This window comes from Chitinophaga sp. 9-1-y (assembly GCF_059511905.2).
Window position 1 is genome coordinate 4,182,801 of record NZ_CM197955.1, and the last position, 23,555, is coordinate 4,206,355.

A 23,555-nucleotide genomic window follows, 5' to 3' on the forward strand; every position below is an offset into this window, starting at 1 on the left:
CGGATTTATCAAAGCAATTCCATGCCGGTGTGCTGATAAGGGGAAAGAAAATGACTATCCGGGGCCAGTTCTGTGATGAGGTAATTGATTTGGTTAAGATCGCATACTTTCATGCGTTGGGAAGAATTCAGTTTTTCTGCAATGCTGATGATCGCCAATTTCTTGGCAGCGCGAATCATGGCTCTTTTCACTTGTACCACTTCCCAATCGGAATCTGTCATTCCATCCTGGACGGAGAAGCCATTGGCGCCCAGCAGGCAAAGATCTACTTTAATATCTGCCAGCTGGTTGATCACGCTGGCGCCCATATGCACATGTGAACTGGGAGAAAGCTGGCCACCGATGCTGATCACGGTAAGATTGCGGTGTTCCACCAGTTCAAGTGCCACCAGTGGGCTGATGGTAAAAAAGGTTACACGCAGGCTTTCAGGGATACTTTTGGCCAGTTCAATCATGGTGGTACCTCCTCCGGTGAGTACCACCATATCATTTTTCAGGAGCTTAATAATTTTTTGGGCAATTTGTTGCTTGGCCGACTGCGCGTACACGGCGTTGTTGGCATTAAATGGATAATGAAAAGAGCGGCCTATAGCGCCTCCATGTACTTTTAGCACCTTCCCTTCTTCCGACATCTCTTTCAGGTCACGCCGAACGGTATCTTCAGAGATGCTGAGCATAGCACTAATGTCCGTTGACAATACTTTATTATGCAGGTTGATCTGTCTCATGATAAAGGCCTGGCGTTCTTCTTTCAACATTGGCGGCATGTTTTTTTAAACTGCACAAATTTAAAAAAAAGTAATCCAATCTAATGATGCGTGTTTTAGCGTGTTTCAAATATAATAAAACGCGTTTAAACAGATATTACTACAAAATATCGCATTTGTGTTTTATATTCATGCAATAAAACGCAAATACCTGCAAGAAAATTGCAGTGCGTTAGCACTGAAAAGACTCCTGTAAACCGATAAACCTAACTTGTAAAACACATAAGATACTGTAATTCAATTTTTTGTTAGCATAGTAACTTTTTCAACCAAAATTCAAACCATCCCAACATGAAAGAAAGGATACTCATCACTTTCGCTTTCCTGCTGTTTTATGCCAGTTCCTGGGCCCAGCATATATCAGGTAGCGTAGTAGATAAAGGTAGTCAGGAACCTATCATCGGCGCTACCATCTTAGCCGGGAAAACCGGTACTGTTACCAATACAGAAGGGAAATTTACCCTGCAGGTACCAGCGGGCATCACGGCTTTACACATCACATTTGTGGGCTATAAATCGCAGACGATTCCTTTAAGCAACGCTAAAGAATACCGGATCACACTGGAACCCGATGAACATTCGCTGGAACAGTTGGTGGTAGTAGGTTACGGCACCCAACGGAAAGCCAACCTGACCGGTGCTGTCACCTCCGTAGACGTCACCAAAACCATGCAAAGCAGGCCGATTACGGATCCGTCCAAAGCCCTGCAGGGAATTGTACCCGGCCTCAACATCACCTATTCCAATGGCGGACTTACCCAGTCGCCGGCTATCAACATTCGCGGCGTTGGTTCACTGAACGGAAGCAGCCGCCCGCTTATCCTGGTCGATAACGTAGAAACGCCGGACCTCACCATGATCAACCCCGATGATATTGAAAGTATCTCTGTACTGAAAGATGCTGCTTCTACTTCTATTTACGGCGCACGCGCCGCTTTCGGTGTAGTACTCATCAAAACCAAAACAGGCCTCCGCAATATGCCCACCAGGGTACGGTATTCCAACAACTTTGCCTGGAGCACCCCTACAGCACTGCCCAACTTTGCCGACCCCGTAAAAGAGCTGACAGGATTGTATGACGCCGGCGTACGCGCTGGTACTACCTCCCCGGAGTTATTTGGCATGCAATTACTCAAACTACGCGACGGCATCAAAAACTGGCAGGAGAAATACGCAAATAACCGCAAAGGCATTGAAATGGTACCGGGAGAAGATTTTGAGATTGACCCCAACGGCGGCCCCGCTTATTTCTACCGGGTATGGGATGCAAAAAATATAATGCTGAAAAAATTTACTCCGCAACAAATTCAAAACATCAGCGTACAGGGAGGCAGTGAAAAAATTTCCTACTATATGTCCGGCGGATACAGCAACGCAGGCGGCATCCTGAAAATGAACCCGGACAACGTAAAAAAATACAACATCACCGGTAGCGTCAATGCATCCGTCACCAAATGGCTGGATATGGACCTGCGCATGATGTACCGCAACTTTGAATACGACTACCCCTACCAATACCAGAACTACTTTCAATACATGTGGCGCTGGGGCGCCTATTTCCCATATGGTACCTACCAGGGAAAATATTTCCATCATACCCCCGGATACCTGGCAGGCGCTAATACCAGCACTGTTACCGACAACTATACCCGCGTAAACCTCGGCGCTACGTTGAAGCTGACAAAAGATTTAAACATCCGCGGAGAGTATACCATCGGTCGCGATAACATTACCCGTCATGAAGTTGGCGGTAAAGTAATGGCATGGGACTTCTGGTCTGCCGGCTTGCCGTTCAACAATATTGCCAACGCCTCGCAGGATGTGGTAGGCTATGCAGCCGGTAATTATAAAGTGAACACCTTTAACCTATATGCTACCTACGATAAGAAACTGAGTGCAAATCATCAGTTGAAATTTATTGCGGGCGTTAATGCGGAAGATGTAGATACCCTGAACTACAGCGCCTACCGCCGCAATCCATTAGATCCTACCAAAGCAGAAATACCACTGGCCAGCGGCGACCAGCTTGTAACGGGTAGTCACCTCGCCAATGCCTATGCGGGATTTTTTGGAAGAATCAACTACAGCTACAAAAACAAATGGTTGCTGGAATTAAACGGCAGATACGATGGCGCCTCCTCCTTCCCCCTGGCCGACCGATGGGCATTCTTCCCATCTGCCTCCATTGGATACCGCCTTACGGAAGAGAAATTTATGGACCGTTTCAAAAATGTACTGTCTGACATGAAAATCAGGGCATCCTATGGCACGCTCGGCAACCAGGACATGGGTGGAAAATGGTATATACCTGCTATGACTACCAATAACCAGGTCAACTGGATGAATGGTGGTAACTACGCTTCCGGCGTAAACGCTCCCCGCGCGGTGGCAGCCTCGCTTACCTGGGAAAGAGTGCGTTCTCTCGACATAGGTACCGACATCAGCCTGTTTAATAATCATATAGGCGTTACCGTAGACTGGTACGAACGTAACACCGATAATATGCTCACCAACAGAGCCGTACCGGCCACCTTTGGTACCGACGCTCCCCGTGAAAATAATGGCGCCCTCCGCACCCGCGGTTACGAAATTGGCATAGATGCCAATTATAATATCACCAAAGAATGGGCATTCTATGGTTCCGTTGCTTTCTGGGACAGTAAAACAATGATTACACAATGGAATAACCCTTCCGAATTACTATCATTGAACTATAAAGGAAAGATGCTCGGGGAAATATGGGGTTTTGAAACAGACCGTTATTTTACGAAAGAAGATGACCTCAGTAAACTACCGGATCAATCGAAACTGGCAGACGGCAACTTCGTATTCGGCCCGGGTGACGTTAAGTATAAAGACCTGGACGGAAACGGCGTCATCGACGGTGGAAAAGTTACCCGCAGTAACCACGGCGACCTGAAACTACTCGGCAACTCCCTCCCACGCTACCAGTACAGCTTTCGCCTCGGCAGCACGTTTAAAGGATTTGACATCGATGTATTGTTCCAGGGTGTAGGTAAAGCCAGTTACTGGGGATTGGGAGATGTGACCCTGCCCCTGTACCGCGCCGGCGATATCATGTACGAACACCAACTGGATTACTGGACCACTGCCAACACCAACGCTTACTATCCGCGGCCATATCCGGGCAATGCCAATGGTAAAATCTCCGGTTTACTGTCCGGCGGCAATAACTTTTATCCGCAGTCGAAATACCTGCTGAACCTCGCTTATCTGCGCCTGAAAAATATCACGCTGGGATATACCCTCCCCGCCAATCTCACCAAACAAATCCATCTCCAACGGTTACGCATATACGGCAGCGCGCAGAACATTGCCACCATCTCCAATGTTGGCGTACCACTGGATCCTGAAATCACTACCGGTGAAGGAAACATCTTCGGCAGAACATGGCCATTTCAAAAAACCTGGTCATTCGGATTACAGGTCACCCTTTAAACTAGCAACCCATGAAAAAACATATCATATACTTACCCATCATATTAGCATGCTTGCTGACAGGCACCAGTTGCAAAAAATACGTAGACAAAGGCTTGCCCGATCAGTTTGATGATAACAGCTATTGGCGCTCGGAAGATAATATCCGGTCGTACAACTGGCCCTTCTATGAAAACTTCCTGGGCTATGGCAATGGCAATAGCTTTGGCGACTTTTACTTCACATCCTTTTCCGATGACCAGGCCAGCACCGCTTTCACAAAATTCACACAAAACGTTCCTGCCAGCTCCGCTGCCTGGGACTTCAAAGACGTACGCAAAGCCAACATCATGCTGGAAAGAATAGACCAGGTACCTATTTCAGATGAAGCAAAAAATCACTGGAAAGGTGTTGCACGCTTCTTTCGTGCCCTCATCTACTTTACCCGCGTAAAAGATTATGGAGATGTACCCTGGATCGGAAGATCAATGGATATCAGCGACACCGGCTATATCTATAAAGCCCGCGATCCCCGTACCGTAGTAATGGACAGTGTACTGGCAGATCTCGATTTTGCAGCAGCCAATATCCGGGTAAAAGACCTGGACAATACCATTAACCGGAATATCGCACTAGCGCTCAAGTCACGCATATGCCTATACGAAGGAACCTGGCGTAAATATCATACCAACCCTCAACTTCCCGGCGCTGCCAAATTCCTCCTGGCTTCAAAAGATGCCAGCGAAAAAGTGATGGCATCCGGAGCCGTGTTAAATGCCGATTATGTAACCACTTACAACTCGGTCGACCTCGCCGGGAACAAAGAAGTACTACTTTATAAAAAGTATCTGCCCGGATATCTCACGCACTCATTAATAGGATACCTCACCAGTAGTACACCCATGGCAGGCCCCAGTAAATCTGCTATTGACGCCTTCCTCTGTTCGGACGGATTGCCCATCGGACTATCGCCTCTCTATAAAGGCGACGACAACCTGGCAAACACCCGCACCAACCGGGATAAACGCCTGCTACAAACCATTGACACCGTACTATGCTATAACGGTCACCTGGTAAGTGGACGCAGCAGCAGCACCGGTTATCGTCCGGCCAAATTCCTGCAACCCGCTGTGGCCAACGTACTGGCGCCTTATAATGACACAGACGCCCCCATTTTCTGGCTGGCCGAAGTATTATTAAACTATGCAGAAGCCGCCGCTGAACTGGACAATCTCGGTCAATACACTTTTTCACAGGCAGATCTCGACAAATCCATCAACCTGCTTCGTGTACGCGCTACCATCCCGCCGCTACAATATAAGGGCGCACAACAGGTAGCAGTAAACGGTACCGCATATACGGATCCTGCTAAAGATGCCACCGTACCTTCGCTCACCTGGGAAATCAGAAGAGAAAGAAGAATGGAATTATTATTCGATGGCTTCCGCTTCCAGGACCTGATGCGCTGGGCCAAAGGCAGCTATCTGAATACCAGCAACAAAGATATCTGGCGCGGTGCCAAAGTTCCCGACAATGGAAGTGTAATAAGGGATGCAGACGGCTACATCACACCTTATACCGCCGCCACTGCCCAACGTACCTTCATCGATCCCAAGAATTATTTCCAGCCGATACCAAGCGGACAAATAGCCTTGTATCCATCCGGTAATTTATCGCAGAACCCAGGCTGGTAGCAGTATACATCTATCATTAAAACAAAGCAGCCGTTTCAGAGGAAACTCTGAAACGGCTGCTTTGTTTTTGTTAATCATACTATTTCCCTTCTTCCTGAATAAACAAAAAATCATCTCACCATTGGCCTGCTGGCACTACAAAGGCGGTTACCACCCAACAGTATGCGGGGAGCCACTGCATCGGAGTGTGGATCGATGGGAATAGTCTGCCCGGGCTGGTCCATCACCCGTACCTCTTTACAGTTACCACTCCAGTCCAGGGTAAAGAATATCTTCTTTCCATCAGCAGACCACGCCGGATACCATTCCTTCACGTCACTGGTGGTCAACTGCCGGATACCGCCACCATCCATATTCATCAGCCAGATATGATAGTTGCTGGTGAAGAGTATGGAACCGCCGTCAGGGCTAACATCCAGCTGCCCCGGCACATCCGGAAACCGGCTCACGTCTGCCATACGGGAAGCGCTGGTCAGCTGCGGATTGCTGAGATAAAAGCCACCGGGCGCTGTCATCACTATACGGCCGTCCGGCAGCCAGGCGTAATCCGTGACCCCTTCAAAACCGGCCACCTGCTGGCCATTGCGGGTAAAGATGGCTACAAACTTCCGGGGATAGGTGCTCGCAGGCTGCCAGATCACCGCTATTTTACCTTTATCCGGAGAAATACGCGGAACACCGTTAACATACTGTGGCACCTGGAAGGAAGCCGCCACCTGGCCGGCAGTGTTGTAAATAGTAAAGTCCACCTGGTCAGAAGAAAGGCTTTCCTCATAAGTCACTATTTCGCTGCCATCGCGACTTACATCGAACCGCTCCTGGTGCGACATACTGGCGATGTCCAGCAGCTGTTGTTGCTGCCCGCTGTGCAGGTCCATTTTCATAAACCCTTTAAACGAAGCATAGTATAGCGTTCCCTGTGCGCCACCTCCTGCCGTACCACCATCTTTGTTTTTGGAACAAGCCATCAGCATAACCAGTAAACATAGGTGGATGAATGAAAGAATGGTTGTTTTCATATTCGTAGCATTGAAGGGTTAACAGCCTAAAAGAGCTGCGCTACAAAGATCTGTTACCTCCTCACTCCGGTCAATTGGTGGATATATGGATTTTCATCTCCCTGATTTTATGGAATTTCTATCCCGCATATACATCCTCCCCGCTATATTTGTATTATTGCCTCAATTCTCCGACCATGAAACAATTCTCAGCCCTGGTCCTGCTGCTTTTATGGTTAACCAGTCCTGCTCCCAGCCAGCAGACACCCGACAGTCTGCGGCAACTGCTTCGTGCCACCACCACAGACACCAGCCGTACCAATGTGCTTATTCAACTGGCAGACGCCTGCTCCCGCGCGGGCGACACAGACAGCGCACTGCGATATGCACACGACGCCGTAACAGTCAGCCGCCGCAGCGGCAACCCTCTCTATCAGTCCAGGGCCACCGCCATGCAGGGCACTGTCCTCATGCGCTCCAACCACCTCGACGAAGCCATCAGCCATTTTGAAGCAGCCCGGCAGCTGCTGGAAAATGATACCAGCACCAGCGCACGCCGGGCAAAAGCCAAAATTTCCGGAAACCTGTCGGTGGCATTGGGTAGGAAAGGTCTTGCCGACAGAGAACTGGCGCTGCTTACTTCGCTGGCGCCAGAGTTTGAAGCCCTGCATGATTCCGCAGCGCTGGCAGTATGTCTGCATAATATATCTTCCAAACTAATCAACATAGGCCGGTATGCACAGGGCTATCATTATATGCTGCGCAACATTGCCATGGCAGAACAAAGCGGCGCAAAGGAAAATACCGCCGGTTCGTATATCGATATGACATCCCTGTTGTACAAGATGGACAGCATCTCTGCTATGCCGCCGTGGCTCCATAAAGCACGCCTGCTGCTGGAGCAGATGCCCGCATCACGGCAATGGGGCACCTACTATATCTATGCCGCTATGTACGCCAGCCGCACCCGCCATTACAACTCCGCAGACACACTGCTGGCACAGGCCCGTACCATTATCAATAAATCCGGCGACCGGCCCAACCTGTTCAACTACTACACCGCCTTACTACAGCAACAGAAAGCGCAACAACAATGGAAAGCAGCACTGGCTACCGCTACCATACTCCGGCATATGGGAGAAGAAGACAGGCTTCCTTACTTTCAGCTCAACGGACTTAAAGATATGGCCGAACTGGAAGACAAGCTGGGACATCCTTTGCAGGCGCTCTCACTATATAAACAATACCAGCCCCTGAAAGATAGCCTGCGACAACAAGAAATGGACCTACGCATCAATGACCTGGAAATCCGGCATCGTACGCTGGAGCAGGAAAAGAAAATCCTGTCTCTCCAGGCCACCGGAGAAGCCCGGGAAAAGAAGCTGCAGGAAGCACGCAACCGCCAACTGCTCCTTGGCAGCCTTATGAGCCTTGTATTACTTGGCACCATCTTTTTCGTTTTCTATTACCGCAATAAAAGAAAAATCATCCGGCAGGACCTGGAGCAGGCCAGGCAGCAACAACGCCTCACCTCCTATACCTCTATGCTGGAAGGACAGGAACAGGAAAGGTTGCGGCTGGCGCGTGATCTGCACGACGGCCTTGGTGGCACGCTCACTGCTGTGAAGATGCAGCTGGACCAGATCTCCAACCAGCCTTCCACTGAAGCGGTAGCTACTTCTGCACGCAGACTGGAAACCGCCATCGCTGACCTCCGGCAGATTTCCAGGAACATGATGCCGGAAACATTGCTAAAATATGGGCTAACGGAAGCACTAAAGGATTTTTTCGAGACCATCCGTCCCTCCGGCCCCATCGTACAATTTCATCACTATGGGCTGAAGCAGCTTTCCAACAACACCACACAACTGATGATCTACCGGATCATCCAGGAGCTGGCCACCAATGTTGTGCGCCATGCCCGCGCCACAGAGATGCTGGTACAGGCCACCCTGGAAGACGGGCTGCTGCTCATCACGGTGGAAGATAACGGCACCGGTTTCGACGCCGCCGCAGCATATACCGGGGCGGGGCTAACCAATGTGCGGGCACGAGTAGACTACTTAAATGGTAAAACAGAGATCATCTCCCGAAAAAATACGGGAACAGTCATCAACATAGAATGCAGGTTATGATCGATATACTAATTGCGGACGACCATCCGCTGATTACAGAAGGACTCCGCTCTTTTCTGCTGGGCAAAGACGGTTTCCGTATTGCCGGCACCGCCGCCAATGCAGCACAAACGATGACCATGGTACAGGATACACCGGCAGCTGTGCTGCTGCTGGATGTGAATCTCCCCGATGGCAACGGCGTAGACCTTTGTGCCAATATCAGGAAAGCCGCACCCGACCTGCGTATTCTGGGGCTGAGCAATTATAGCGAAAGAAGTGTGATACTGCGTATGTTCAACAATGGCGCGTCAGGATATATGCTCAAAAGCGCGCCTATGGAAGAACTGGAGAAAGCCATTCAAATTGTGGCTTCCGGTGGTATTTACTTTGGAGACGGCGTACAACAAGTGCTGAGTGGCCTGGCAGCCGATGCACTCATGGAGATGCCGCCCATCACCCGTCGTGAAAAAGAAGTACTGCAGTGGCTTGCCCAGGGACTTAGCTCCCCACAGATTGGTGAAAAAATTTTCATCAGCGCGGTTACGGTGGACAGTCATCGTCGCAGCCTGATGCAAAAACTGAAAGTGAACAATACCGTTTCACTGCTCAACAGGGCCAGGGAATGGGGGCTTATCTGATACCGCTTACCGAACAGGCAAAAGAAGTTTGCCTATAATACCAGGTGCAGATTTTGACGCTATTTTGTTTATAAAAACGACAACCGCATCAGGTGTAATGACAAGGGAAATTAACCAATGAAGTACTGAACCAAAAATAGTTTCAGGGAAGTGTTTTAAATGATCAGCAAGGCGATTTTAAATTTCCCCGAGTGGATCATAAATTACCGGAAAAAACTTCCCTCCCATTTTGTGCCCCACCGCTACGGGCGGTACGCCTTTCAACACCGGTTCGTCTGTATCTGATACTACCCCATCCGCAAAAACATTTAGTACAAATGCCCGGCGGCTACGGTCTGAAAAATTTTCATATGAGCCATGCACCATTAATGGGTGATGAAACGAAGCATATCCCTTCTTCATTTCAATCGGGACCGGATGAAACGCCTGTTTTTGCTCCTCACTCAACATCCCCTTCAAATCATCCATCTCCCCTGTTAGAACGGGCCTTTCCAACAGCCCCCAATGATGGCTTTGCGGAATATAATGCAAGCAGCCATTCTCTGTGGAAGCATCATCAAGGCCAACCCAACAGGTTAAATGATTCATGGGAACCGTCCTTGTCCAATAGGAATAATCCTGGTGCCATGCCACTACTCCTCCATGTTTAGCCGGCTTACAAAATAACTGGTCATGCCAAAAGCGGACAGCTACATTTCCCAACAACTGACTTGCAGCCATCACAAATGCAGGATTCCAGAGGATATCGTGAAAACCGGGTGTAATCCTCCAATGACCGAGGGAATGAAATATCACGGTGTTGGGATCTGTCGACTCATTTGAATGGAATTCATAAAACAAATCATGTTTGGGATGCTTCGGATCCTGAATCTCCGCCAATTCCCGGTTCAGCCAATCAACCTGCCATTCATCGAGTAATTTGACATTGGAAAGGTAGCCATACTTGTTAAAGTAAGCCACCTGTTCATCTGTCAGTTTGTAATTCTCCCACTCTTCGAGGGACTTTGGCGCATTAAATAAATCCGATACCAAATAGTTATAGTCAGCAAGATCTCTGGACAAGCCCATATATTTCGGTTTTTATTTTTATTATAATCAAAACGAAATTAACCTGCTCTCTTTTAAAAAAAAGCCACTATTATGACTAAATCAGATCTTATTTTATCCTTACAGAAAAAGTCAGTTTATAGTCACTTATAAACTTACCAAACCTTTATTCTTTGTTTTCCTGTACCTGTTATTTCAAATGGTCCGGGAGATGGATTTACGGCATTCCGTTTCTTCCCGGAAAAATCTGTGTCTATACGCAATGCAGAGCCATCGGTATTTTCAAAAGGAAGGTTTGGGACAACAGCCTTTGTAAGCGTAGTGGTAGTCACTACCGTTCTCTTCTGCGAAAGCCAGTCTTTATCTGTCGAAATTTCAAGGACAAAATCCGTCCCTTTCTGCTCCAGGGAAACTTTTGGATCAAATTCGTTCTTCACCATAGCATCAGTTTCAGCAGCGGGCTGCACCTTATAACGCTTCAGCAGTTGCTTTGCATTTTCATTCATCTCCCCTTTGCTTTTCTCCCCTTTCATGCCGGTAGCCCGAACGGTACCTTTCGTATATACATTTCCTTTAAAAACAACCGGCAGGAAGGACTCGGAATACTGGCTTACATTCGCCTGACCTACAAACACGTTATTAAGAAACTGTACATCGCCACCGGGATTATCATGCAGGTTTGCCATAAAGGTGGAATGCGGGAGCTGATACGGTGTTAATCTTCCATCATAACTGATGGCGCCTATCTCCCCACTGAAAATATTATGTGCTAAGGCCACACCGCTGGAATTCAGGTAAACATTCTGTTTGGACAGCAGGATGTTATTGCTCACTAAAGTAGGCCCATGGCATACCTCAATGAAAATATCATTTTCATTGTCGTGCATCAGGTTTGACTTAATCTGCGCGCCCTGCGCCATCCAATCCAGCCAGATTCCCAAGCAGCTGCGATAGATATGATTTCCTGATATTTGTACATCAATGGCCCCGTGAAATTTTATGGCTGCCATCTCCGCGCCGGTAAACAGCTTACGTACATGGATATCATGAATACTGTTACCCGTAACAGTACTGAATGAGCAACCCATACTTCCTACTATGCCAGCCTGCTCGCAGTAGGCAATATGATTATTCCGTACCAGGTGGCCACCAACAGTGCCTTTGTTCCAGCCGAACGACAGCGCACGTTTAATGGTACCCACGTAGCCTTCTGCTGATTCGGTGTCACGATTATCAAACTCATCTCCATACTTACCCAGCGAAATGCCTACGCACTTTGAATATTGCACCGTATTATTCTCTATGATCCAGCCTCTGCTCCAATGCGTTCCAATCAAACCCATTTGTTCGGCGGTAGGCGGCGCCCAATTGGTGGCTGCCTGTTCCATAATAAAGCCGCTGACGGTGATGAAATTGATAAAAGGTTTATCGGGGTAGAATACGGTTTGTCTGACATTGATTTCTACCGTCTCTCTATTTGGATCAACGTCTTTGAATTGCGCGCGGATAGTAGTGGTAGCACTGTCCACATCTCCCCACCACAACTGGTTCTTTTTATCAGCCGCCTTTATCACCTCGTCGGCAGATGCAGCCTCCATTAACCAGTCACCATTCAAATAAACGGCTCCCCTGTGGTATTTTCTTTCCTTTGGCGTTGGACTGAACCAGTCGCCGCTGATGAGCGCCTTAAATGGATTGAATTTCCGGAAAAAGCTATTCGGCAACTTCAGTTCCCAGGTATCATTGGTAAGCTTCTTCCAACCTTTTACAATTTCTGATCCTTTTATTTCTACTTTCTCTCCTTTTGCTGCAGCATACGTGATTCTCTCGTTCTCTGCGTTACCACCACGCGGCGGCACAATTTCTTCCCGGTATACGCCTCCATGAACGGTGATAACGTCGCCAGGCATGGCCCTACCGGCAGCAGCCATAATAGTCTTAAATGGTTTATTCATGCTACCATCACTTGAGTCACTCCCATTTACAGCAACATGGTATTCCCTGCCCCGATGGCCTGCTGATTCCTGTGCATCCGCATTCGTTACAATGGCAGTCAACAACAGCGCAACAATTAATCTTTTCATACTTCGCCCTATTTGGATCAAATTTTTCAGTACAACTTTATGTTGTCAAACTAATAATAACGTTCTTTCAGGAAATTCATCATATACACATTGACCGCCCATTGGTCCGCGATCGGATGTCCTGTGAGCGGGTCGTGAACCATATAGGGATATGGCCCAAACTCAGGTGCAATAGTCAAAATTTCATTTTCCTGCTTCTTTCTTTCCACTACTTTATCCCACCAGTACAAATGCCGGTTCAGGGCAAACTCCCATTCCTTTACCCTGGGATCAGGTACCTGCGGTCCTTCCGGATATCCTACTCTCGCATGAAGGTGATCTGTTCTTTCGGTTGCAAGCTGCATAGCTGCCTCCTGATCTTCCAGGTATGATTCCGCCACGCATACCCAATGAGAAGCATCCAGTGTAATCCGGAGTGCAGGTAATTGCTCCAGGTAGGTGCGGGTGACATGAGCAGCGAATGTAAACTTATTCCGGTGCGTTTCATGGAGTACCGGCTTGTTCGATGCAGCGGCAGCGGCAATTAATTTACTATTCTGTTCAAACGAATAATAGTCCTTCCCGGTTTGTGAATTTACCTTCACTGCCGGATAAGGTTCAATTTTTGCGATCCATTCGCAATAGCGATCATAGTGCCGGGAGAAATCAGGTTCCACAGTATCGTAATGCTGGATAATGATTTTCATATCCAACTTCTCCACTGTATTCCAGGCTTCATCCAATTCGGCTGTGGTAGCAGTAATCGGAACACCGTATTCAATGCCATCATAACCTTCTTGTTTCGCCTTCCGGCAAAATGAATCTATAGATTGTGCTTCACTCCCCCATCTTGGACAATAAAACTGAACTGGCTTCATTATTTACAAATCATTTGTTTTGATTCTTAAAATTTCTGGTCGTAAATATGGTTGATTTACATCTATGATTCCTTTCCAGGCATATGGGTCTTCACCTGCCACCAGGATAATATCCCTGAGATCTTCTGTAGGCGACAGTTTTCCATCCTGATCCCAGGGCAGCATAGACTCCGCACTCATATAATGGTTGACCAAAGCGGTACGAAAACAATCAGATGTTTTATTCCTCCGGGAGCTATGCAAAGTGTACCCGTTAAAAAAAACGACCGTACCGCTCCTGACTTCCACCGGTATCATTTGGTCGGTATATGCCGACGTATCCACCGTATCTACATCTGCATATTCATTATTGTCATTTTTCACACGTTGCATAATGAAACCTGGTCTTCCGGGCACTATCCACAAGCAACCGTTTTCTACTGTAGCATCATCTATCGCTATCCATGCTCCCACCAGTGACCTGTCGCGTGTTGGAATATAATATTCATCCTGGTGCCAGGATTGTCCTGCTTTTCCCGGCCCTTTCACAAACAACATGGATTGCATGCATTTCAGATTAGGGCTGACGATATTGGACAGAATACCCGTGATTCGCTCATGAAACAAGCTATCGCGTATAACGGTTGAAATCTTGTGCGGAAAATGAATCGCGACATATTTCTTTAAGATATCCAATTCACTTTCATTTTCATCTACAGGCATCAACCCCTCCACATGCCCGCGTTCGCCGCGGAAAATAGCAATCGTTTCCTTTCGCAATGCGCTAATTTCTTCTGCAGAGAGCAAAGCATCTGCCACCAGGAAACCGTAAGTTGCATAGAATGCTATATTCTCCGGGCTTACCTTGCCGCCGTTCACCAATGCATGATCCTTATTCATGGTTTGAATTATTTTTGAGTAAACATAGTCCCGATATCCTCGAGTGTACGGCCTTTGGTTTCTTTCACCCTGAGAAACATAAAAATAAAGGCGCACACGCATAAAAGGGCATAGCAAAACATAGTGTAAGATGTTCCCAGATGCTTCGTCATAATGGGAAAGGTGAGTGTAACCAGGAAGTCCGCCAACCATAAAGCCAGCGTAGCGACAGACAGCGCCAGCCCCCGGATTAAATTGGGGAATATTTCTGCCAGGTAAACCCATACCACCGCACCCAGCGTACAACCAAAAGACGCCACATACAGTAACATAAATACCAGTACCATGTAATGTTCAAAGTACCGGTACTGAAAACACATACCTATTGCCGCCAGTGAAATCCCCATCAGCAATGCCCCCACCAGGAGCAGCTTTTTTCGCCCTATCCTGTCTACCAGCCCGATAGCAACAAAAGTTGCCAGGATGTTGACAATGCCAATAATGATCGTTTGCATTAATGAAGAGGAACTATTCAGTCCCGTTTCCTTAAAAATTACCGGCGCATAATAAATAATAGAATTGATACCGGTAACCTGCTGAAAAACGGCGACAAGGATACCTACAAACAATATCTGCCGGTAGTTCCTGCTGAATAATTGTTTTAATGTAGCACGATTGTCGGTTGCAAAACTACCGGCGATTAACTCCAGCTCCATTTCTACTAACCCCGCGGCGGATACCTTACTTAAAACGGTTTTAGCCTCCTCCCTCCTTCCGTGCATCATCAACCACCTGGGAGTTTCGGGTACCAGGAATAACATCAGGAAAAACAGGCATGCAGGCGCAGCCTGTGAGGCGAACATCCATCTCCAGTTATCCGCACCCATTCCATCGAAAATATAGTTGGAAAAATAGGCGATCAATATTCCAAATACGATGGCCAGCTGATAACATGCCACCAGGCGGCCCCTCCAGCTTGCCGGAGCCATTTCAGCAATGTACATGGGCGATACCATAGCGGCCGCGCCCACACCAATACCACCGATCAACCGAAAGATGATGAACGTGGACAGATGAGTAGACAAGCCAGCACCAACGCCTGAAATGGCAAACAATATTGAACATACGATGAGCGCATATCGCCGGCCATACCGATCCGCCAGCCTGCCAGCCACCATGGCTCCACCGGCACAACCTATCAATACAGCACCCACAGCCCATCCCAGCCGATACTCATCCAGCGAAAAATAAGAAGTGATATAGGGTATTGCCCCCGATATGATCGCAGTATCAAAGCCAAACAAGAGACCGCCGAGTGCCGCCACTATGCTTACACGGAGAACGAATCGAATATTGACTTTTCCGTGGATCATCTCATTTCCTGTTACAGCCATATGATTATCCCGGGCAGCACTGTTTGTTACTAAATTTTCCATAACGCAATTTATAGAGGCATCGGTCCCCTTATTAAATCTAATATGCTGAAAGCGATAAACGTGAAACTATCTGTAAGGCAAATTATGAAACACAATGCCGGTAACGCTTGTCATTATGCGAATAAAAACTGTCATTTTGCGAACAACCGTATATTGCTCTTACCTAAATTGATTGCGGTAGGCTCTTGGGTTTAGTCCTACGTGTTGCCTGAAATACCTGGTGATATTATCGGAGTTATTGAAATTCATATCAACAGCAATTTGTTGAATAGTAAGGTCAGAATTTTCCAGCAGGAACTTAATTCTCATGATCCTCACCTTCCTGATTTCATCGAGGATAGAGGATTTTATAAACTGTTGAAATTTCTTCTCCAGCCCGCGTCGCGAGAGCGTAGTTACCTTCACCACGTCCTCAACTGATATGTCCTTTGAAGGAGCAGTAGTGGCTATATAATGAAGGGCATTACGGGTCTGTTCATCATCTATCGCCAACCCGCTGGTAGAATTCCTGGTAATCACTGTTGCACCTCCCACAATAATATCGCCTGTGGGTTTCTCCCCATGTTCCATCCACCGGCCCAGTGCCATAGCCGCCTCAAAACCTGCCTGGCGCACATGATGCTCAATACTGGATAGTGTTGGATTGGCCATATCACAAATTAGCACATCATTATCCACCCCCAGTACAGATAATTCATCCGGCACTTTAAAATCCAGTTCTTTTGCTGCTGCCAGCAGGTGGATATTCAAATCGTCAGCAACGGAAAATACAGCACATGGCTTCTCCAGCAGCGGCAGCCACTCCGTTAACTTAACCGGTAAATGCTCCCATAATGAAGTCTTGCTATCGAAAGTATGCGACTGCACATTATATCCGGCTTCGTTAACCCGGCTAACAAATGCGGCTTCCCTTTCCGAAGACCATTGAAAATTTTTAAATCCAAAAAAGGCATAGTTCCTGAAGCCTTTTGATATAAAATATTCAGCCGCCACATTACCTATTACACAATTGTGTCCCCATAAATTTACTTTGTTCTTATACAAGGTGGTATGAGGAGCGATGATTAAAGGCACATCCAGGTCGAGCAGTTTCTCAAATCCATCAATCTCCCTGGTGATAACGCCATCAGGTTTCCAGACGATTACCCGTTCAATCAATGCAGCCTGGTCGTTATGCTGAATATATTTCGGTGTGAAGGGGAAGAAAATAAATTTATCGTGGATCTTGTTAAAATGGGTAACACCTGCTAACATGTCCCGGTCGTAAGCCCTGGAAACATCGGCCAATACAGCTACCTTCAGTTTCTTCTTCACGGTTTGAGTGATTGCTATTTAATAATGGAAGTTTCGGTAAATTAACACATATTAACATAAAGTCACAAAGAAATAGTGGAATTAGCGCCATTCCCTGCTGAACAATCGGCCATATCACCTTTTACAAAACGAAAGCCGAACACCTGGCCCGTGAAAAGGCGGCATGGGCGAAAAAAACACCGCGCAAGGCACATTTATCATCCACTGGAATTATTTCCAGCGGATACCAAGCGGACAAAATCATAACAACGCACTAATGATAGCTCATCCATTTAATCCCAAACAGACCTTTGTGTTCCTCTTTATTGAGATAGTCCCCGTCTTTAAACCGCTTGTATAAACGGTAAGGAACCCTTTGCCGGGCGGGCACCATGTCTGTACGAAGCAAAAGCAACTGGAATCGCTCCCTGAAAGGTATGGAGGCGCTGTCGCGGTCCTTACTCTTATCCATCACCAAATAGTTTACACTATCCTTGCCATGGTAACGGCCGTAGTTATTGACGCCATAGTAGTCACTTGCGGAAACGGTTGTCCATCGTGAAGTCCCGGTTATACTGCCGGCAGGCAAAAGATAAAAATAGTACACCTCTGTTTCGTTAATATCCGGATCATTGCTGGTATAGGTGTTGTGATCGCTGCGGGTAATATAATACCTGGTATTCCCCGGGGAAGAGAAGTCGAAGGCATAGTTGGCAGCAAAGAAAAAAGGAATGATGTAAAAGGCTAATGTACGCAGCAATGCCCGCCTGTTATGATCATGTCTTTCTGTAGGAGTGGCGTCCTTGCCAAACAACAGGTACCAACCTATCACAGGTGCTATGATAATAAGAATCCACCCGAAATAGGAGGTGTTATATACCTGGAGCACATGTGCCAATACAAACACATATAACCCTGCTACACCAGTGATAATAAAAAAATGGCCAATGACTCCCAGTTTCGGATATCCGGTAAAAAAGGTGTCCATTTCAGTTTGCTGCCACTCATGAACAATATACCTTATCACTGGCAGCAAAAAGAGAATCACAATAAGATACCGGAACGTTACAGACAACGGATCAGTGAACAAAAGGGCGGTGCCTAATACCATCCGGGTAATGGCAGAAAAAAAAATCCGGGACAGAAGGTTATTCATTAATAATTATTTTCCGCTATTCCCTGTTTATGATTTTAAATCGCCAGGGTAATTAAGCATGCATATTCTTATTTGAAATTGAAGCCTTTTCTCTCATATCCTTTCGGCCCCATATGGTCATTTCATCAATTATAGGTAATAATGTCTTTCCGTATGCTGAAATTTTATATTCTACCCTTGGCGGGATCTCAGGATAAATGATGCGCTCAATTACGCCATCTGCTTCCAATTCACGTAACTGGTTGGTAAGGGTTTGTTTACTTACCTCAGCTATATTTTTCTGTAATAAGCTATATCTGTTTTTATCGTTGCGGATAAGGAACAGAATTACAGGCTTCCATTTTCCACCAATAATATTCATGCAATGCGTTACAGCACAATTGTTTGGATTAAAATCCTTTGTTTTTCTAATCTTTTCTTTTGCCATTAGTCTAAAATTATTGCCTATAACCAGATATATAGACTATACCATAAAAATAGGAAACCCTGCATAAATTTGCTGCCTAATAGATAAAAAAATGTTTAACAAAGAAATCAACAAGATGGAGGCATTTCAATTGTCTGTCCCATCAGGGCATATGAATTTTCAACTGGGCCATCTAAATATCATCGTCGTAACAGACGGCATCGGGCATTATGATAAGAATTGCTTTGCTCCTGGTATCGGAAGAGGAGAGGTAAATCAGCTTTTAGATGATCATTATATTGAATCTGAGTACGTTGAACTTGCTCATAATATTCTTGTGATCCAGACGGAAGACAGAACAGTATTGATTGATGCTGGAAATGGAGACGGGAGTGAAAAAAGTGTAGGCCGGTTGCCCGAAAATCTGTTGCGTGCCGGAATTTCTCTACAATCGGTTACAGATATTGTGTTAACACATGCTCATCCCGATCACATTAATGGATTGATCAATAGAGAAAACGCATTGGTTTTCCCCTGTGCAGACGTACATCTGCCCCAAACAGAATATAATTTCTGGATGTCTGCCACTCCTGATTTCTCCAAAAGTAAAAATACAATTGAGTCTTGCTTGTTTGTACAGCAACAAGCAAAGGATTGCTTTACCCTTTTAGGTAATCAACTCAAATTATTTAATGAAACAGAACCGCTATTTGATTTTCTAATGCCTATTCCGGCACCAGGTCATACACCAGGACACTGTATGTTTGCTATTTCCGCTAACGACGAAATGTTTATTCATATGGCTGATATTGTTCATGATGAAGTTATTTTGTTTTCCAATCCGCATTGGGGTACCATATTCGACATTGATTTTGAACTGGCGGCAACGACACGAAAGGAAATATTGGATCAATTTGCCCGTTCGAGGCAGCGCGTTTTTTCCTACCATCTCCCCTGGCCGGGATTTGGTCATGTTCAAAAAGTGGGTAGCACCTATAAGTGGGTGCAGGAAAGATATCTGACACCACAATAATAAAAGGGCGTTAGCCCTTTAGATTTCCTCATCTCTGCTGATAAACCAAATCAACAATCCTGTTAAACCCGGTAAATATTTTGCCCGGACTGTTTCCCCGGATGTCCCCGGTGCCAGAGAGATCAAAATAATAAAGTCTTCCTGTCACCCCATCATAGGTAGCAGCAACGATACGCATATCATTCAGGGGATGGTCGAATCCATCGTTGATATAATACATTTTTAGTGCTGTCACGATCTCCTTATCACCGAATTGATAGGCCAGTCTGGATGTGTTAGCTGCAATATCATAGAGGTATACCTTATTTCCGGCGGCATAGTATAATTGCGGAACCGTTTGGGACATAGCAAAAATATTCGCTTTTCCTATATCTGGGCTATTGAGTACCGGTTGCCACTTGTTTGCCACCGGGCCTCCACCAGTCGGGTCTATTACATAAATGAAGCAGCTATCGTTGTTGAGATTACGGAAGATAGCATTGTTGTAAAAACTGGTCCCACCATCCAATACTATCAGTTTCTTCCGAACATTGTTCATATCAAACGCTTGTGTAGAATCCATCTCTCCCCAGGATACCAATGATTCTCCAAACTCAGGAACAAACAGAAACCGGTAATTCTTCTGGTCAAAGATAATTGTAGGGATGCCAAAGGCGAAGCCTCCAACAAATGGGGCTGCCTCGTAATCGCCGCGGCCCGGTCGTAACCTGTCACCAAAGGAGTTTCCTCCTAACATCGGCGATTGTGTATACAATCCCCCATCATTAATAAAACAGATAGTACTACTATAAGACGGCCATACAATAGTCTCCGGATGCTGTACCGCCGGGGTGCTAAAAAACCAGTCTTTATAAGGCCGCTGCACCTGAAATGTATTCTTTGCCAGTTCGTATCCTCCGCCATGATAGAGCACGTAATTCCGCTGTCCTGAGAAAAAACTGTTTATGCTAATGACCCTGAACGCGTCTGCAGGAAGAACAACAGTGGGATTGGCTGCAGAAAATACATGTCTGTACACGGTATCATTTGTAGCTATTATACTGATATCGGCTTGCCCGGATTCATTCTCCAGTAATACCCAACCTTCGGAAAGAACGGAGGAAACTTTTAATGCAAAATGGTAAAAGGCACTCACGCCGGTGAGGCTATCCGTAACTTTAAGGATTAATGTGTAAGCGTCGCTGATAGGCGACAAGGCAATCTGAGTATGCAGGTTCCGTTCTGTTGATATTATTCTTGCAGGTAATATAGGGCGGGTAAAATCATGAGATACAGTCCATTCATATTTTAATATACCCTCGTCTGGTGTCCGCTGGGTTATCACGGGCTTGATATCCAGGGTATCAAACTGATAAACTGAAAAAGTGTCCCTGTTTGCACTTACTGTGATATCATTAATGTTGTGGTAGCTGTAGTCCCCCTTATCTTTATAACAACCGGCAAATAAAAATGTAACTGCAGCAAAAACGGTTATCAATAATACAAACCTCATCTATGCGTTTTTAAAAGTATCAAAATACATTTCACCTTGGCGGCTATCTAAAAGACAACCCGGTTACCATTTTCATCGATCATTGGACCATTCTTCGCCTCGTAGTCAGCCAATGCATTCTTCATTCTTTGAGCGAAATAGCCATATTCACTATACGACATTGCATCAGTGAATTCAGCAATTCCCAATACATCGATGATAAAACGGTATTTCCTTTCACTGTAGTTCCCGAAGTAATTTTTCAACCAGGAATCCCAGTCATTGGGCTTAACAAGAATATTACTGATAACAACCTTATAGAATAGCTGATCGTAGATACCTGTCTGAAAATCCTTTGATGGCATTAATTTCATCACCAGCTTCACTGCTTTCACATCCATCGCAGGAGTTTTCTTAACTATTATCCCCAACCTGATGGCAAAGGAATCGGAAGGCATTACATATTTCATCAGCTCATAATCACGCCCCTCCACCGCCGTTGTCAGACTATCTACGGGCCTGAACTCAATTACCCGATCCTTTGAGATTGCGTCACCCATAATTCTCACAGTAGCCCAAACCGTATCCTTTACCCGTGCGCTGTTTTTTACGGCGAACGAATAATTTAAGCTATCGTATGCATACGCCAGGGTATTCTTATAAATATAAATCCTTGGTTCTTCCTTATACATCAGCCTGCCATCCTTCTGACATGCACCTACCCCACCTGCAATAAAAATGATTAGCGCAAAGCGATACAAGAAATTCTTCATCATCATTTAAATTTTTACTTTAAAATTCTCACCTGTTACCAAATTGCACCTCTTCGTCAGGTAACGGAAAAACATATATCGCATCTGAGATTGGCAAAGAGGTGCCGGCGATACTGCGGCTATTCAATCTTTTGTAGTAAAACCAAAGTTGTCCTTCACAAAAAAATTCCTTTTGATACGATTTATATATTTCGTTTTGCAGATTAGCACCTGGCAATGTAACAGGTAGCATGGAAGCTCCACGATTCTCTCTGACTGCATTCAGGTATTCTACTGCTGCCGGAACATCCGGCGCACATTCCGCCGCAATAAAGTACATTTCCGGCAGGCGGATAAGGGGCATCAGTTCCTTATAGGCGGCATCTACTTTAGCCTCCTGCCATAACTTAGAGGGGAAACGTACCGCCCCATCCAATTCCCACAAAAAAGCATATCGATAATCGGTGCTCCCACCGGCCGCCACTTCAAAAACATTATTGAGCCTCGATTCAGGAAGTGTAAGCTGGTAAGCATTACCGATTGAAAATTTGAAGTATTTATCGACGGTGGCCTTCAGATTATATATATGCAGGGAGAATAAATGCTCTGTCCTGAAAGTTCTGTCTTTGGAAGCAACAGCACCTGTAAGCGCCACCTTTTGCACAAACTGGAACTTTTTAGCGTTAATAACCTGAAGTGCATATTTCAGCGCATTCTGCCTGTCCCCTTTGTACAGATATACCCTTGCCAGTAGGCCCTTGACAGCCCACAGGTTCAGATGATTCTGCCTGAACGCAAGTAGCCAGTTGTCGTCAGAAGTAAAGCTGTTACTGGCAGAATCAGCAGCTAATAACTTTTCCGCCGCATTCAAATCTGCGAGAATACTATCCATTACTGCAGCGGCTTTCAACTGCGGTGTTACTTTCAGAGAAACCGTTGTAACATAAGGGATACTAAGTTTATCTGCACCAGTTGTATATACAGGTCCAAACATCCGCAGCAAATCAAAGTGCATAAAGGCGCGCAATCCCAGTGCCTCTCCTTTCATTAGGTTATAGTTCTGGCCAGAGAAGAGATCCCTGTGTGCATCAATATTCACCAGGATGTTATTGTCATTTGCTATGGCATTGTACATGCCGCTCCAGATACTTCCAATTGTCGACTTCACATTTCCGTCCTGATAATTATACAACCCGGCCTGGTAGAATGCACTGGAACTCCCACTGATATCGTATTGTTGTGCCAGCGCGTCCATAAATCCCATCGTCATATTATCACCATACAGGGAAGTATTTGTCATCAGGGTATACACGCCAGTTAATGCATCTATGAAACCATGTTCGGTGGAGAACATGTCAGTTTCCTTGACCTGGGATTTAGGGCGCACATCTAACCATTTGTTGCAGGAAGATAAAACCAACCCTACAGTCAGCAGCATGATATGCAGCATCAACTTTAACAATCCTTTGCCTGGACGGAGAATTCTATTTTTTTTCATACACTGATTATT

The 23,555-nt window shown here is 46.1% G+C and carries 18 protein-coding genes; 5 read left to right on the forward strand and 13 right to left on the reverse strand.

The window, feature by feature from the left end; translation table 11 throughout:
• Positions 1-8: 8 nt before the first annotated feature.
• Positions 9-758 carry a DeoR family transcriptional regulator gene (locus AC5ZC7_RS16440; RefSeq protein WP_496157826.1) on the reverse strand — a complete coding sequence of 250 codons (750 nt, stop codon included), beginning with the start codon at positions 756-758 and terminating at the stop codon, positions 9-11.
• 300 nt (positions 759-1,058) lie between these two features.
• Between AC5ZC7_RS16440 and AC5ZC7_RS16445 the strand changes: the two genes are divergently transcribed.
• Positions 1,059-4,226, forward strand: coding sequence for a SusC/RagA family TonB-linked outer membrane protein (locus AC5ZC7_RS16445; RefSeq protein ID WP_496157825.1), 3,168 nt, complete (start codon positions 1,059-1,061; stop codon positions 4,224-4,226).
• 11 nt (positions 4,227-4,237) lie between these two features.
• Positions 4,238-5,899: a RagB/SusD family nutrient uptake outer membrane protein gene (locus tag AC5ZC7_RS16450; RefSeq protein WP_496157824.1), complete on the forward strand. Its 1,662-nt coding sequence runs from the start codon at positions 4,238-4,240 to the stop codon at positions 5,897-5,899.
• A 110-nt stretch (positions 5,900-6,009) separates the two neighbouring features.
• Here AC5ZC7_RS16450 and AC5ZC7_RS16455 read toward each other — a convergent pair whose 3' ends face one another.
• Positions 6,010-6,918: a TolB family protein gene (locus AC5ZC7_RS16455; RefSeq protein ID WP_496157823.1), complete on the reverse strand. Its 909-nt coding sequence runs from the start codon at positions 6,916-6,918 to the stop codon at positions 6,010-6,012.
• 176 nt (positions 6,919-7,094) lie between these two features.
• Between AC5ZC7_RS16455 and AC5ZC7_RS16460 the strand changes: the two genes are divergently transcribed.
• The gene (locus tag AC5ZC7_RS16460) at positions 7,095-9,032 is read left to right on the forward strand and encodes an ATP-binding protein (protein ID WP_496157822.1); all 1,938 of its coding nucleotides are present in this window, start codon (positions 7,095-7,097) and stop codon (positions 9,030-9,032) included.
• Positions 9,029-9,652 carry a response regulator gene (locus AC5ZC7_RS16465; RefSeq protein WP_496157821.1) on the forward strand — a complete coding sequence of 208 codons (624 nt, stop codon included), beginning with the start codon at positions 9,029-9,031 and terminating at the stop codon, positions 9,650-9,652. Before AC5ZC7_RS16460 ends, AC5ZC7_RS16465 begins: the two co-directional genes overlap by 4 nt.
• A gap of 177 nt (positions 9,653-9,829) precedes the next feature.
• Here AC5ZC7_RS16465 and AC5ZC7_RS16470 read toward each other — a convergent pair whose 3' ends face one another.
• The 8 genes from AC5ZC7_RS16470 to AC5ZC7_RS16505 all read right to left on the reverse strand — a co-directional run bounded on the left by AC5ZC7_RS16470 (position 9,830) and on the right by AC5ZC7_RS16505 (position 18,810).
• Positions 9,830-10,720, reverse strand: coding sequence for a phytanoyl-CoA dioxygenase family protein (locus AC5ZC7_RS16470; RefSeq protein WP_496157820.1), 891 nt, complete (start codon positions 10,718-10,720; stop codon positions 9,830-9,832).
• A gap of 134 nt (positions 10,721-10,854) precedes the next feature.
• Entirely contained in the window at positions 10,855-12,783 is a 1,929-nt protein-coding gene (locus AC5ZC7_RS16475) for a right-handed parallel beta-helix repeat-containing protein (protein ID WP_496157819.1), read from the reverse strand.
• 50 nt (positions 12,784-12,833) lie between these two features.
• Entirely contained in the window at positions 12,834-13,640 is an 807-nt protein-coding gene (locus tag AC5ZC7_RS16480; RefSeq protein WP_496157818.1) for a sugar phosphate isomerase/epimerase, read from the reverse strand.
• A gap of 3 nt (positions 13,641-13,643) precedes the next feature.
• Entirely contained in the window at positions 13,644-14,519 is an 876-nt protein-coding gene (locus AC5ZC7_RS16485) for a phytanoyl-CoA dioxygenase family protein (RefSeq protein WP_496157817.1), read from the reverse strand.
• Positions 14,520-14,527: 8 nt separating this feature from the next.
• Positions 14,528-15,934 carry a sugar porter family MFS transporter gene (locus AC5ZC7_RS16490; RefSeq protein ID WP_496157816.1) on the reverse strand — a complete coding sequence of 469 codons (1,407 nt, stop codon included), beginning with the start codon at positions 15,932-15,934 and terminating at the stop codon, positions 14,528-14,530.
• A 159-nt stretch (positions 15,935-16,093) separates the two neighbouring features.
• The gene (locus AC5ZC7_RS16495) at positions 16,094-17,248 is read right to left on the reverse strand and encodes a substrate-binding domain-containing protein (RefSeq protein ID WP_496157815.1); all 1,155 of its coding nucleotides are present in this window, start codon (positions 17,246-17,248) and stop codon (positions 16,094-16,096) included.
• 253 nt (positions 17,249-17,501) lie between these two features.
• Complete coding sequence (locus AC5ZC7_RS16500; protein ID WP_496157814.1) at positions 17,502-18,383, reverse strand: hypothetical protein; 882 nt, start codon at positions 18,381-18,383, stop codon at positions 17,502-17,504.
• Positions 18,384-18,435: 52 nt separating this feature from the next.
• Positions 18,436-18,810: a winged helix-turn-helix transcriptional regulator gene (locus AC5ZC7_RS16505; protein ID WP_496157813.1), complete on the reverse strand. Its 375-nt coding sequence runs from the start codon at positions 18,808-18,810 to the stop codon at positions 18,436-18,438.
• Between the two features lie 91 nt (positions 18,811-18,901).
• On the opposite strand from AC5ZC7_RS16505, the gene AC5ZC7_RS16510 reads away from it, so the two are divergent.
• Positions 18,902-19,822, forward strand: a complete 921-nt coding sequence (locus AC5ZC7_RS16510; protein ID WP_496157812.1) for an MBL fold metallo-hydrolase — start codon at positions 18,902-18,904, stop codon at positions 19,820-19,822.
• 28 nt (positions 19,823-19,850) lie between these two features.
• On the opposite strand, the gene AC5ZC7_RS16515 is transcribed toward AC5ZC7_RS16510, so the two are convergent.
• The 3 genes from AC5ZC7_RS16515 to AC5ZC7_RS16525 are packed head-to-tail and all read right to left on the reverse strand — an operon-like array spanning position 19,851 to position 23,543.
• Positions 19,851-21,314 (reverse strand): PKD-like family lipoprotein, encoded by a 1,464-nt coding sequence (locus AC5ZC7_RS16515; protein ID WP_496157811.1) that lies wholly within the window; start codon positions 21,312-21,314, stop codon positions 19,851-19,853.
• 47 nt (positions 21,315-21,361) lie between these two features.
• Complete coding sequence (locus AC5ZC7_RS16520; protein ID WP_496157810.1) at positions 21,362-22,069, reverse strand: DUF4843 domain-containing protein; 708 nt, start codon at positions 22,067-22,069, stop codon at positions 21,362-21,364.
• A gap of 25 nt (positions 22,070-22,094) precedes the next feature.
• Positions 22,095-23,543 (reverse strand): RagB/SusD family nutrient uptake outer membrane protein, encoded by a 1,449-nt coding sequence (locus AC5ZC7_RS16525; RefSeq protein ID WP_496157809.1) that lies wholly within the window; start codon positions 23,541-23,543, stop codon positions 22,095-22,097.
• Positions 23,544-23,555 lie beyond the last annotated feature (12 nt).